This is a genomic window from Corynebacterium sp. zg254 (assembly GCF_024701495.1).
Classification (GTDB): domain Bacteria; phylum Actinomycetota; class Actinomycetes; order Mycobacteriales; family Mycobacteriaceae; genus Corynebacterium; species Corynebacterium zhongnanshanii.
This window is the reverse complement of sequence record NZ_WIAR01000001.1, coordinates 745,064-758,703: the sequence shown is the minus strand read 5'-3', so window position 1 is coordinate 758,703 and position 13,640 is coordinate 745,064. Positions and strand designations below refer to the sequence as shown.

Sequence of the window (13,640 nt, the reverse complement as noted above, 5' to 3'; positions counted from 1 at the left end):
GGACGAAGGTGCCACAATAGTGGACATGACTGACGGACAACAGCGCAACCGCACGGACGGACCGCCTCAGCTGCAGCTGGAAGAGCCCACGCGGGAGGCCGTGGAGCATGAGTACGCGGGGCTGCCTCTGGCCTTAGTGACGAATGACCCTTCACTGCAGTGGGAGACTCCCGCGGTGGTCCTGGGAGGACCCGGCACGGGCAAGTCCTCGCTGCTGGTGGATATCGCGGTGCAGCATATCCGTGATGGGGGGAAGGCTGAAGAGATCATGTTTGTCGCCCCGTCGAAGGAAGCCGCGTCGGCGTTGCGTGAGGCGATCTTCCATCGGGTCGTAGATCAGGAGTCTTATGCCACCACGGGTTCGTTGGTACGCTCCGTGCACTCCTGGGCATTCGCTGTGCTGCGCGCCATTCGCATTGCCGAAGGGAAGGCCGCGCCGCGTTTGATCACGGGCGCCGAGCATGACATTCACGTCAGAACTCTGCTGCGAGGCTCCGTGGAGGACGGCACCGTCAGCCAGTGGCCCGAGTATGTCCGGCCTGCCTTGAGCATGGTGGGCTTTGCCCGGAACCTGCGCGACCTTCTGCTGCGCGCGGCGGAACGCGGCGTGGGCAGCGCAGAGCTGAAAGAACTGGGGGAGCAGCACGGTGTGCCGATGTGGTCGGGCGCGGGCGCGTTTCTCGAACAATACGAGGCCGTGCAGCGCCTGGCGGGCAATGACAACCTCAACGCCTCGGAGCTGCTCCACCAGGTACTGGCCGCGATGGACACTCCCACAGGTCGGCGGATCCATGAGGATCTCCGTCACCACGTGCGCCTGGTGTTGGTGGATGATGCGCACAACCTGGACCCGGCGTCGGCACAATTCATCGAATCCTTCGCAGCGCCGGGCATGAGAACGATCATCGCCGGGGACCCCGATCAGTGCGTCTTCCACTTCCGAGGCGCCGATGAGGCCTTTCTGAATCAGCAGGTGGCGCGCAGCACCACTGTTGTGGAGCTCAGCCGTTCCTTCCGCATCACGTCCGACGTGGCGGAGGCTGTGAACGCGTTGCGCAATCATCTGCCCACGCAGCGCGCGCGCGTTGAGCTGCGGGGACGGGACACGACCGATTCGGGAGTGCAGGTGCTGGCCAGCTCCACGGAGACTGCCCACCGGCTGCACGTGACGAATACCGTGCGCCGGGCGCACACAGAACGCGGTGTGGACTGGAAGGACATTGCCGTCATTGTGCGCGCTACCAGCGATATCGCGCCGTTGCGCCGGACGCTCATGAGCTATGGCGTGCCGGTGAAGATTGACTCCACCTCCATGGTGCTCGCCCAGCAGCCGCTCGTGACCATGCTGCTGCTGGCGATGGAATCGACCGTCAGAACCCTCACCCCGGGGGAAACGCAGACCCTGGTGGAGTCCGCGGTGGGCGGCGCGGATCCCGTGATGGTTCGTCGCGTCCAGCGCAACATTCATGCAGCTATGCGCGCGCACGGGAGAACCGCGGATAACGCGTGGCTCCACCTCAGTGAATTGCTGCAGGACCCGCGGGCGGAACGCAACGCGTGGATGATGGAGTTCATCGGGCCGCGTGAGCATGACATCATTGAGCGCATCTCCGCGGTGATGATGGCAGGGGCTGAGTCGCGCCGGGCTGGAGACAGCGTGGAAATGACGTTGTGGAAGATCTGGCAAGCCACCGAACTATCCACGCGACTGCAGTGGCGTGCTCTACGCGGGGGAACGGGAGGAGCCCAGGCCGACGAGGATCTGGACGCCGTCATGAACCTGTTCGACATGGCCGGTGACTTCGTGGAGCGTAACCCGCAGGCCTCCGTGGCGACGTTCGTGGAGGAAGTGCGCGCCCAAGAACTTCCGACGGCTGGCCGCGACCGCCGAGGGGCCGAGGGCAACGCGCTGGAGATCCTGCCAGCCCACGCCGCGGCGGGCCGCGAGTGGGAAGAGGTCGTGATCGCCGGAGTGCAGGAAGACCACTGGCCGGCAGGCCCCACCGTGGGAGGGCTGTTCTACCAGCAGGAACTGGTGGATCTGAAGGATCATGGGGTGGACCCACGTCAGCCCCATTCCCGCATTGCGGAGGCCGTCCAGGAGGAACGCCGTTTGTTCCTGTTGGCCTTGAGTCGAGCGCGCTCGCGAACCACCATCACCACCATCAAGTCTGCCCACGATGCTCCACAGGTTCCGTCGCGATTCCTCGTGGAGATCGGTGTGCTCAACCACGATGACGTGGATGGGGACGAGCCCCTGCAGGTGGGAGAGACCGTCAGCACGGACGTGCCGCGGATTCTGGCGTTGGATCCGCTGATGGCAGAGCTGCGGGACGCGGTAGAGGACGAGTCTAGAGACCCGGCCGAGCGCCGCGCCGCCGCACGCAACCTTCAGCGCTTGGCGGATGCCGGCGTGGCCGGCGCAGACGCGGCGCAGTGGTGGGGAGTGCGTCCGCCGTCCAGCACGGAACGGATCGTAGACCAGGGGCCAGACGGTCCAGAGATCACTTTGAGCCCGTCACGGTTGGAGAAGATTGACGGGTGCGAGCTGTCCGCATTCCTGAGCGCACACGGGGCGGTGGCACCCACCACCATGCACATGCGCATCGGAAACATCATCCATGCCATCGCCGAACACATCGCGGGTGGCCTGAGCCTGGAGGACGCACAGCTGACCATGCGCACCATGCTGCCGCAGGTCATCGACGGACCACAGTGGATGAAGGACCGTTATGTCGAGGAATGGATGGAAGGAATCGAACGCCTTCATAAGTGGATCAACTCGGTGTGCACGGAAGCTGAGCGCGTGGAAACGGAACTGAGCCTGCGGACACATGTCGGTCACACCAGTAGCGGCATCAGCGTACACCTGGCGGGACGTGCAGACCTGGTGACGCACATGTCGGACTCCACGGTGAAGGTCTACGACTACAAAACCGCCAGCAACATCCCCTCGGTCAAGGACGCTGAAGTGAGCAAACAGCTCATGGCGTATCAGTTCATCCTGTCCTCTAGCTCTGCGCTCTCCCCTGCAGGAGCCGCGCTGGTGTTCCCCTTTGACGACAGTAGTAAAAGCATGACGGTGCGCAATCAGGCGGAGAAAACACCGGAACAATTGCAGGAGTTTTCCAATGACCTGCTGAACCTTGCCGAACACTCCGCCGGACCCAGCTACTCAGCACAGGTAGGGCCAGCCTGCAGCAACTGCGACTTTGCAACCCTGTGCCCTGCACAATCCGAAGGGAAGATGGTGATCTAAATGCGTGACATTTCACCCCTCGAACTCTCACAGAAGCTCAACCAACAGTTCCCGCCCACCGAACACCAGGCAGCCGTCATTGGCGCGCCGGGCACGGGAGCGATGCTGGTGGTTGCTGGAGCCGGAGCCGGAAAGACCGAAACCATGGCGGCACGCGTGGTATGGCTCGTGGCCAATGGATACGTCCGGCCTGAGCAGGTGCTGGGCCTCACCTTCACGCGCAAGGCCGCCGCTGAGTTGGGAAAGCGCATTCGAAGCCGCCTGCAAACACTGGCGCGCAGCAGCTTCATGCAGGACCTGCCAGCCGATGACCCACGGCATGAGATCCTGAAGAACATCTCGCCCGCGGTATCCACCTATGACGCCTATGCGGGCGACATCGTCCGAGAGTACGGCCTTCTGGCTCCCGTGGAACCCAGTGCCCGCGTGATCACGGATGCCGAACGGTGGATGATTACCCGCGATGTCCTGAATGAGTGGAGGGAGCCACTACCCGGTCGCAACATGGGAACCATGATTAAGGACATCCACCAACTCAGCGATGAACTAGATAACCACCTCGTTGATATTCACGAGGCTGCAGAGGAAACCCGTGCGGCCATTGACAATCTGGTGAACCTGGACTCATCGAAGAAGGACAAGCCGGAGTACTTCAGCGGTGACAATCAGAAGTTCCTTAAGGCCCAGGAGAAACGCTTGGCGATTCTTCCCCTTGTGGAGGCCTGCCGGCGCAGACTCACGGAGCTCAACGTGATGACCTTCGGTCAGCAGATGTCCTTGGCGGCGCGGGTGGTGGAGAACAACGCCATCGTGGGGGAGGAACAACGCCGGCGCTTTCGCGTCATCATGCTGGACGAATATCAAGATACGGGGCACGCGCAGAGAATCCTGCTGCGCAACCTGTTTGGCAATGGGCTCGATGAACAGTTGTCCGTGACCGCTGTGGGTGACCCCATGCAATCGATCTACATGTTCCGTGGCGCGACCGCATCCAACCTGGAGAAGTTCCGTGAGGACTTCCCCGATGCACAAGGGCGTCCGGCACAGAAGCTGGAGCTCACCACCAGCTGGCGTAATCCCAAGGGCGTGCTGGACCTGGCCAACGTGACGTCGAGCTGGTCGATGGAAGACGGGGGACGCACGCGTCTGGTGTCTGCGCTTCAGCCTCGGGACGGTGCGGACGAGGGCGATATTCACCTTGCATTTTTCGACGAACGAGAACAGGAGTTGGAGTGGCTGGCGGATAACCTCGAGCGCCAGTGGAAGGACAGGGCGGCGGCCGGACACGGTCCGGCAGAGCACCCCTTCAGTGCCGCGGTACTGGTGACGAAGAATCGGGACGCCGTGCCGATCTACACCAAGCTGGTGGAACGTGGCGTGCCCGCCGAAATGACTGCTGGAGTGGGGCTGCTGTATATCCCCGAGGTTGCGGATGTCTTTGCCACGCTGCGTGTTCTGGTGGACCCGGAAGACGACGTGGCCATGTTGAGGATTCTCACCAGCCCACGGTGGAACATCGGAGCAGCCGATATCCGTGCGTTGCAGCGCCGGGCTAAGCAGCTCCACAGGCACGCTAACGCGCAAGGGCTGGGACAGCACGTGGACAGCGGCACGGACGACGAAGAGATCCCTGACGAACTACGTCATCTGCCTGAATCCCTGGTGCAGGAGGTCATTCGTCACGTACCCGACCCCACGGAATCAGGAGTGTGCCTGGCGGACGCTTTGGCTGATCTTGGGCAGGCCACGGAGTTTGGTATGTCGCAGGAAGGCGCGACGCGCCTGACGGAGCTGGCCGCTGAATTGAGGGAGCTTCGGCAGTACTCCCTGCCCAAGTCACTCGTGGACCTCGTGACAGATGTGGAGCAGTCTCTGGGTGTGCGCACCGAGGTGCTGACCAGGTGGCATTCCGACCGGGAGACCTCCATCGGAACAAGCCACCTGGACCACTTTGCGGACATCGTCCGCAGTTTCTCTGAGGTGACCTCTGGGAACGCGTCCGATCTGGTGAGCTACCTGCTGGCCGCCCGCGACGAAGAGGGCGGGCTGGAACCCGGGGAAGTGCAGAAGAAAAGCGATACCGTACAGATTCTCACCATCCACAAGGCCAAGGGCTTGGAGTGGGACATCGTTGCAGTACCCCACGCCGAGCGCGCCAACTTCGGTGACGCGGAGAAGCGCCCCTCGGTCAGTACCTGGGTGTCTCAGGCCTCCCGCATCCCCTCCAGCCTCCGTGGGGATGCCACCCCTGATCCCCGTATGGAGACCATGCCGGTGCTGTTGGAAGAAAACGAAGGGAAAAACGGGCGGCGTACCCGGGCACATCACAACAAGGATGTTGTGCAGTTCAAACAAGCCGTGGGCTGCTTCGAGGCTAAAGAGCGGGACCGCCTGTTTTACGTGGGCATCACGCGTACGGAACGGGTGCTGTATGTCTCGGGTGCCGCCTATGGTTCCAACGACTCCGGCTCTGACCCCTCTGTCGCCATGACCTTGCTGCGTAACCACCTCGCGACGAAGCACGGTCTCCCCACCGGGGAAGAGGGGCTGGAAAGCTTCGAGCAGGTGCCGGAGATTGACCACTGGTCATCGCTGGGCGGAGTGGTGAGTGCTTCGGCGATCAAGGCTTACGAGAAGGAGCAGGTGCACTCCCGAGAAACCGAGCTCATGTGGCCCTCTGATGCGCTCAACGAATCCCGCAAAGACTATCAGGAGAGGAGGAAAGAAGGACTGGTGGGTCCGGAGCCCGAGGCGTCTGTGGAAGAGCTGAGGTGGCCGCGCCCGGCGTCGGAGAAAAGAATCAACGCCGCGGCCTTCTACGAGCAGGCCACCCGCAGCCCTCAGGAATCACAGGGCACAGATACAGGCGCGGACACGGATCAGATCCGTGCATGGAACAGCGAGACAGACCTGCTCATCGAGGAGTTCCAACAGTCCGCGCGCACCACGGTGTCTATCCCACTAGACATTCGCTTGACCGCCACAGAAGCGGTGGCGCTCAAGCGCGACCCGGAGGAGTTCGCCCGCAGGCGCCGCCGGCCGGTTCCGATGGAGCCGCAGCCTTACGCCAAGCGGGGAACGGCCTTCCACACGTGGTTGGAGAACTACTACGGCACCACCAGTCTGCTCGATGAGGACCAGCTGCCCGGGGCGGCCGATGCCACGCTCAATGATCCGGAGCTGGAGAAACTCAAAGAGGCTTTCCTGCGCTCGGAATGGAAGGACCGCACGCCGCATGCCGTGGAGGGCGCCTACTCGGTCACGCTGGCAGGCCACGTGTACGAAGGGCGGATCGACGCCATCTTCAAGGATGGGGAGGACCCCACCACCGGTTGGATGGTCGTGGACTGGAAGACGGGTCGCAAACCCACGGCAGAGAACATGGCGGCGGCGGTCACACAGCTGGCGGTCTATCGGCTGGCGTGGGCGAAAGTGCTGAGCGCCCAGCTGGGTGTGACGGTGGACCCGGAGAATGTCCGCGCGGCGTTCCACTATGTGCGCACCAACGAGACCTTCGAGCCGGAGTACCTGCCCACCGCCGACGAGCTGCACGAGCACCTGAACTTCACCTCTGTCCTGCGGGAGAAGTAACATGAGCCACGCACCCATACCTGCAACCGCCACTACCTGTCACGAGGACTCGGAGATCTGATGAGGGATAGCTTAAGGAACCGCTTCCGAGTGGATCCTGAGATGGACTCGCTGCCGCCGCATGCGCTGCTGAGTATCGTCCGGATTCCGGACACCGTGGCCCAGAGCCCGTGGTGGTTGATCGCACGCCGATTCTTCTACGCCCTGATTCTTCTGTTTGCGACGGCCGGTATCGCGTATTGGGATCGTGCGGGCTACTCGGGGCTGTACACGTTTGTGGACGCCACGTACTATGCAGCAGTATCGCTATCTACTACGGGTTATGGTGATATTGCGCCGATCTCTCAACACGCGCGCCTCATCAACATCTTGGTCATCACACCGATGCGCATTGTGTTCCTGATCCTTCTGGTCGGAACCACGCTGAGTGTGCTGACGGAAGAATCTCGGAAAACGCTGCAACTACGCCGCTGGAGGAAGCACTTGCGTAATCACACCATTGTTGTTGGCTACGGCACGAAGGGCCGTTCCGCCATTGCCGCGCTGCTTGCAGACGGCGTCTCCCCGTCGCAGATCGTTGTGATCGACGTGGACCGCGACATGCTGGATCACGCCAGCGCCCAGGGCCTGGTGACGGTCCAGGGGTCCGCCACCCGTTCCGATGTCCTGAAACTAGCTGGCGTGACCCGTGCCCGCGCCGTGGTTGTTGCCCCGAATCAGGACGACGCCGCCGTGCTGATTACATTGTCCGTTCGAGAGATTGCCCCGTCGGCCACCATCGTCGCCAGCGTGCGCGAATCCGATAACTCCCACCTGCTGCGCCAGTCGGGTGCGGACTCTGTGGTGGTGTCCTCGGAGACCGCAGGCCGCCTGATGGGCTTGGCGACGGTCACCCCGTCCGTGACGGAAATGATGGAGGACCTGCTGAGTCCCGACGAGGGCTTCTCGATCGCGGAGCGCCTGGTTGTGGAAGAAGAAGTGGGAGCCAACCCGCGTGTGCTGGAGGACGTGGTGCTCGGCGTGGTGCGCTCCGGTGAGCTGTACCGCATTGATGCGGCGGAAGCGGAGGCCATCGAGCCGGGTGACCGCATCCTGTATGTCCGTTCCAACACGGGACCAGAGGAGATTTTGTCCTAGTGCTACAACTGGATCCCGAACAGCTTCAGGCAGTGACCGCCCCTCGCGGGCCGGTGTGCATTATCGCAGGTGCGGGTACCGGTAAAACTCGCACGATCACCCATCGCATTGCCCACCTTGTGGAGGGCGGCTTTGTGAACCCGGATCACGTGCTGGCGGTGACGTTTACCAAGCGTGCTGCGTCCGAGCTTCGTGAGCGCCTGACGTTGATGAATGTGCCGAAGGTGCAGGCGAAGACGTTCCACTCGGCGACCATGCGGCAGCTGCAGTATTTCTGGCCGGCTTACGCGGGGGATGTGCAGTGGCGTTTAGAGAACTCCACGTATCGGCTCGTCCACGCGGCGGCGAGGAAGGTGGGCGTGGAGCCGTCCACGGAAACGGTGAAGGACCTCAATGAGGAGATCTCCTGGGCGAAATCCAGCCTGATTGTGCCGGAGGACTACCCTCGCCACGTGGTGCCTCAGCGCAGGGATTGCCCGGTGGAACCGGAGCGCTTCGTGAAGGTGTTTCGCGCGTATGAGCAGCTCAAAGTCACGGACCAAGGCATCATCTGTGATTTCAATGATCTGCTGCTCCATATGACCGGGGCTATTGAGTCCCATCCGGGGATCGCCCAGGAGTTTCGGGAACGCTATCGCACGTTTGTGGTGGACGAGTATCAGGACGTCACGCCCCTTCAGCAGCGCCTGCTGGATGCGTGGCTAGGGGACAGGGACGACCTGACGGTGGTGGGGGACGCCAACCAGACCATCTATAGCTTCAATGGTGCGAGCCCTGAGTTCTTGTTGGACTTTTCCCGGAAGTACCCGGAGGCCACGGTGGTGCGCCTGCACCGCGACTATCGCTCCACACCGAATGTGGTCGGCTTGGCCAATAGGGTGATCGAGAAGGCGTCCGGCAGGGCTGCGGGCACCCGCCTGGAGTTGGAGGGGCAGCGCCCGCCAGGTCCAGATCCGGAGTTCATGGAGTACACGGACGACGCCGCCGAGGCCGAAGGCGTGGCGCAGCGTATCCAGGCGCTGATCAGCAAGGGCGTGGATCCAGGCTCCATCGCAGTGCTGTATCGCGTCAACGACCAATCCGCTGCGCTGGAATACGCGCTGGACCAGGCGGGGATTGGTTACGAGGTCAAAGGCGGGGAGGGCTTCTTTCAGCGTACGGAGATTAAGGAGGCGATGCGTGCTCTCACGCGCGCGGCGCAGCGTTTCCAGCCCGAGTACCATGACATCCTTCCCGCGGTGCAGCATGCGTTGCAGCCGCTGGGCCTGGGCACGCAGGAACCGTCCGGGGCGCAGGAGCGGCGTCGGTGGAACTCGCTGAATGCGCTGTACCTGTTGGTTCGTGACATCATTCAGGAATCGACGACGGAGCTATCCTTTGCGACGGTGGTCTCCATGCTGAGGGAGCGCGCTGAGTCCAAGAATCCGCCGAAGGTCCAGGGAGTGACCCTGTCCAGCATTCACACGGCGAAGGGCTTGGAATGGGATGCCGTGTTCTTGATCGGGATTGTGGAGGGCATGCTGCCGATTCGCTATGCCCTGAAGGGGAAGAAGAGCGAAGAGGCGATCGAAGAGGAGCGGCGTCTGTTCTATGTGGGCGTTACTCGAGCTCGTGAGCACCTGTACCTCTCGTGGGCCTCGGCGCGAGCTGCCGGCGGGAAGGCTAATCGTCGGCGTACCCGTTTCCTGGATGGTCTTGTCCCGGGTGAGCAGGGTGAGTCTGAGGAGCTCTCGGCCCGCGGTAGATCTGCACACGGCACGAAGGGAGCCCCGAAGAACGCGTGCACGATGTGCGGCACTCGTCTGGCCACCCCCGAGTTTAAGATTCTGGGGCGGTGCGGGGAGCACGTCAACGAGCTGGATCATGTGCTGGTGACGGAACTGCGCCGCTGGCGTACCAGTGTGGCCTCAGACCGTGGGGTGCCCGCGTATGTGGTGTTCACGGATGCCACGCTGAAGGCCATCGCCCAGGCCCTGCCCAGCACCCGGGAGGAACTGGTGGGCGTACCGGGGATTGGCCCGGTGAAGGTGGAGGAGTTCGGCGACGACGTGCTCGCTATCGTTGATAACTTCAGCTAGGTCGTCAGCTAGGTCGTCATCGAGGGCTTCAGCTGGCGTGACGCACGCGTCGAACGGCACCATCCATGCGGGCGATGCTGCACACGGGGCAAGCGGGTTGGTAGGTGTCCACCGTGGTTTCCTCGTGAACGTCGAAGCTGCCGATGGTGATGACCCGGCGGTGGGTTACGGAGCGCGGAACGGCGGGGGCGTCTTCCGGCGTTCCGTTGTTCCAGGCGGCACGATGCTGCATGGCCCAGGGAGCTAGCTCATCGCGGACCAGGGTGGCGATGGCCAGGGCTGCGAAGTCAAGGTCGTAGCGATCACGGTGCGCGGGCTTAGCGCTGGCCTGAACCCGCATCGCATTCCACTGGGCATCCCCGGCGGTGTAGAGGCTATCGAAGCAGGTCAGGCATGGCGTGACCCCCGGAATGATAAGCGGCCCCATAACCAGCTTCCCGTCCACCAGGCCATGAGGGAAGTGGGCGATGCGGTGGGTCATGAGCGCGTAGTGGATGTCATTGGGAACGAAGATCTCACCCCCGGTCAGCACCAGGCTGTTGCCCGCGATGGACGGATCCTCAATGAGGCGGTGGGGAATCCCCATGCGATCCAGTGCCTGGACGGTGTGCTTGGAGGATGCACCATTTTCCAACACATAGGTGGGCGTGTATCGGCGCGAGTGTGCCAACAGGACGCGGGCCTGCAGGAGCTCTTTAATGACCTCTTCCGCAAAGCCCTGCTGGAGCCCGCAGTGCCCAAGCCCTTTGACCAGGTCCTCGGCGCTGATGGGTTGCCGGGCTAGGCCAAACACCTGGGCCACCTGCCCCAAAGTGACGTCCTGGGGGAGAGGAAGGATGACGGCATGCTGTGGCAGCACCCCGAATTGGATGCCCGTGCGGGGACGCAGGAGCATGGTGACAGAAGCAGGCATGAAAATAGTCGGCACGAAGATCCCCCGAAATTGGTGCAGTGTCTTTTCGTACCGACTGTAGCAAGTGCTGAGCCGTGGAGCTAGGAGTCCTTCGGATTCTCCGAGTCGTTGTTGCCAGCCTCGCCGTTGTCTTCGCCGCCGCTCTGGCCGCCGCCTGAGTCCTCCTGTTGCTTGCGGAGCTCCTCCTCCAGCTTCTCGATCTCGGAGATGGGGTTGAAGTCCTTCAGATCATCGGAGTCCAGCGTGACGTGGCCAATGAACGCAGAAGGATTATCCAGATCCGAGGTGACAGGCAGGAAGTCCGGGTGATCCCACACCGCGTCGCGTTTCTCCGCTCCCACTGCCTGGTGGAGCTTACGCCACAGTTCGGCGGCCTCATCGGCGCGTGGCGCATTGAAGCTAATGCCCATTGCGCTGGTCATCGCATCCATCATCGGATTCTCATTCTGACGGAAGGACGACCACGCGGCACCAATCAGAGCAGCCTGGGGGAAGCGCTCGGCCAAGGCGTTGCCAACCACGAAGTCCACCCAACCCTCAACCAGGGACAGGCTGGTCTCCAGGCGCTCGCGCGCGTGATCGTTGGAGGACACAACCTTCGGAGACATGTCCTCACCCTGCAGGGAGTTCATCATCTCCTGGATCTTGGAAGGATCGTTGAGCATCTCCGGATTGAAGTTGCGAGTGGCTTCCTCAATGCCCGAATAATCGAGGGTCAGTCCCGCCGCGAACTCCTCAACATCCAGGATCAGGCGCTCCCGCAGCCACGGGACGTGCTTAAACAGGCGGTGATGCGCCGCCTCACGGGCCGCGAGGTACACCAGCGCTTCCTGGCGCTCGCAGCCCAGCTTCTTCGCCATGTCCTCCAAGTGGTAGGTGGCAATCGCGGCGGTGTTGCCCTCGGCCAGTGGGACGCCCCACTGGGTGGACGTGACCACAGTCTTGGCCATCTCACCCAACGTGCCGCCCAGCTGCATGCCGAAGTTCATGCCATTGATCTGCTTCATCATGCCGGACATGGGGCCCATCTGCTCGCGCATCTCCTCGGGAACCCCACCCATCGCAGCATCGCCCAGCTTGTCCGCCAGGGGAGTGATAATCCGCTTCCACGTGGCGAAGGTCTCCTCCAGCCACTGCTCTGGGCCGAATGCCACGGAGCTAGTCGCTCCGGCGGGAAGAACCGTGGCCTCATCCAGCCACAACTCCACCAGACGAATGGATTCCGCCACCGCCTGCGAGTCTTGCTGGGTGGGGCGCTTCGCGCGGCCGATGTGCTGACGCGCGATCCTTTCCGCAAGGCTGTAATTGACGGGGCCTTGGGCGTCGGGGGAATTCATATCGGTGCCGAAGCCAGACAGCATGGCCCCGAACTGATTCAGGAAGTCGCCAAGATTGCCCCCGCCGGGGTTGTTCTTGCGGCGCCCATCATCGGAGTTGTCATCGTCTGGACCCCAGAAACCAAAGCCAAAGTTGTACATGTCCTCCACCGTACAGATGAAAACAGGCCAGGTGGCTGTGCCCCGAAGATATTTTGTGTGCCCACAGCGAACAGTGGCATAGCTCGGGTGGGCTGGTAGGGTTTTTGAGGTGAACTTGTGGAATCGACGAAACCGCACCGTCATCGTAGGCGCGCTACCAGTCGTGGTTCTGTTGTCCCTCCTTGGCCTGCCCACAGTGCCCGGAACGGATATCGACCTGACTGTGCCCTACGCAGCCGAAGGGAAAGGGCCTACCTTTAACACCTTGGGCGAGGTAGACGGCAAAGAAGTGGTGGAAATTAAGGGAGCCGAGGTGGACAAGACCTCCGGCAACCTGAACATGACCACCGTGGCGGTGCGCACCCACATGACCCTGGCCCAAGCCCTGACGCGTTGGGCGACCACGGACGACACGATGGTGCCGCTGGAAAACATCTTCCCCACGGGGGTGTCCCAGGAGGAAGTGGAGGAGCGCAACGCTGTGGCGTTTACGTCCTCGGCCTCCAACGCCACCATCAGCGCCATGAACTATCTGAACAAGCCCATCGAATCCGTGGTGGTGGACGTCACCCCAGACTCACCCGCGGATAAGGCCCTGAAAGTCAATGACATCGTGACGGCCGTGGATGACGAGAAGGTTGCCACCCCGTCCGACTTGGCCGACATCATCCAGCACAAGAATCCGGGCGATACCGTCACCCTGACTGTCACCCGCCAGGCTAAGGACGAACGTATCCCCGTGACCCTGGGCGAGCGGAAGGTCGACGGTGATGCGGTGACGTTTTTGGGTGTGACGACGCTGGCTCAACCTGCCGGGGACATCACGGTGAACTATAACCTCAGCGATGTGGGAGGCCCCTCCGCGGGACTGATGTTCTCGCTGGCCGTGGTGGATAAGCTGTCCCCGGGGGAGCTCACGGGCGGGAAGTTCGTGGCCGGCACGGGAACCATCAGCGCCGATGGTTCGGTGGGGCCGATCGGTGGCATTACCCACAAGATTGCCGCGGCCAAGGAGGCTGGCGCGGAAGTGTTCCTGGTGCCTGAGGGCAATTGCACCGAGGCCATGACCGCGAAGAATAAGCCCACGCTACTGAAGGTGGATAGCCTGGATACTGCGGTGAAGCAGCTGAAGGACTACGCGGCTGGCAAGGATGTGCAGACCTGCGGATAGGGGGTGTGCTCCT

General features: G+C 62.4%; 7 protein-coding genes. 5 read left to right on the top strand and 2 right to left on the bottom strand.

The features are described from left to right. Positions 1-25: 25 nt before the first annotated feature. Genes GC425_RS03430 through GC425_RS03415 form a run of 4 tightly spaced genes read left to right on the top strand, consistent with a single transcriptional unit; the run spans position 26 to position 10,065 of the window. Complete coding sequence (locus GC425_RS03430) at positions 26-3,259, top strand: ATP-dependent DNA helicase (RefSeq protein ID WP_151843821.1); 3,234 nt, start codon at positions 26-28, stop codon at positions 3,257-3,259. Next, the gene (locus GC425_RS03425; RefSeq protein ID WP_151843822.1) at positions 3,260-6,850 is read left to right on the top strand and encodes an ATP-dependent helicase; all 3,591 of its coding nucleotides are present in this window, start codon (positions 3,260-3,262) and stop codon (positions 6,848-6,850) included. It begins immediately after the preceding gene. A gap of 60 nt (positions 6,851-6,910) precedes the next feature. After that, entirely contained in the window at positions 6,911-7,987 is a 1,077-nt protein-coding gene (locus tag GC425_RS03420; protein WP_151842016.1) for a TrkA family potassium uptake protein, read from the top strand. Further along, positions 7,987-10,065, top strand: a complete 2,079-nt coding sequence (locus tag GC425_RS03415) for an ATP-dependent DNA helicase UvrD2 (protein ID WP_151843823.1) — start codon at positions 7,987-7,989, stop codon at positions 10,063-10,065. Before GC425_RS03420 ends, GC425_RS03415 begins: the two co-directional genes overlap by 1 nt. Before the next feature lie 28 nt (positions 10,066-10,093). Here the strand turns inward: GC425_RS03415 and GC425_RS03410 are convergent, their stop codons facing one another. Both GC425_RS03410 and GC425_RS03405 read right to left on the bottom strand, forming a co-directional pair. Beyond that, positions 10,094-10,978 carry a hypothetical protein gene (locus GC425_RS03410; RefSeq protein WP_151843824.1) on the bottom strand — a complete coding sequence of 295 codons (885 nt, stop codon included), beginning with the start codon at positions 10,976-10,978 and terminating at the stop codon, positions 10,094-10,096. 80 nt (positions 10,979-11,058) lie between these two features. Continuing rightward, on the bottom strand, positions 11,059-12,456 hold the full coding sequence (locus tag GC425_RS03405; RefSeq protein WP_151843825.1) for a zinc-dependent metalloprotease: 1,398 nt from the start codon (positions 12,454-12,456) through the stop codon (positions 11,059-11,061). Between the two features lie 109 nt (positions 12,457-12,565). Here GC425_RS03405 and GC425_RS03400 point away from each other — a divergent pair, with 109 nt between their 5' ends. Beyond that, a complete protein-coding gene (locus GC425_RS03400; RefSeq protein WP_151843826.1) occupies positions 12,566-13,627 on the top strand; it encodes a PDZ domain-containing protein in 1,062 nt (353 codons plus the stop codon). Positions 13,628-13,640: the final 13 nt, after the last annotated feature.

What these genes read in the sequence shown, in the direction of transcription:
- GC425_RS03410 (WP_151843824.1), bottom strand. Translation starts at nt 10,978, where the DNA reads ATGCCTGCTTCTGTCACCATGCTCCTGCGTCCCCGCACGGGCATCCAA.
- GC425_RS03425 (WP_151843822.1), top strand. Translation starts at nt 3,260, where the DNA reads ATGCGTGACATTTCACCCCTCGAACTCTCACAGAAGCTCAACCAACAG.
- GC425_RS03405 (WP_151843825.1), bottom strand. Translation starts at nt 12,456, where the DNA reads ATGTACAACTTTGGCTTTGGTTTCTGGGGTCCAGACGATGACAACTCC.
- GC425_RS03430 (WP_151843821.1), top strand. Translation starts at nt 26, where the DNA reads ATGACTGACGGACAACAGCGCAACCGCACGGACGGACCGCCTCAGCTG.
- GC425_RS03420 (WP_151842016.1), top strand. Translation starts at nt 6,911, where the DNA reads ATGAGGGATAGCTTAAGGAACCGCTTCCGAGTGGATCCTGAGATGGAC.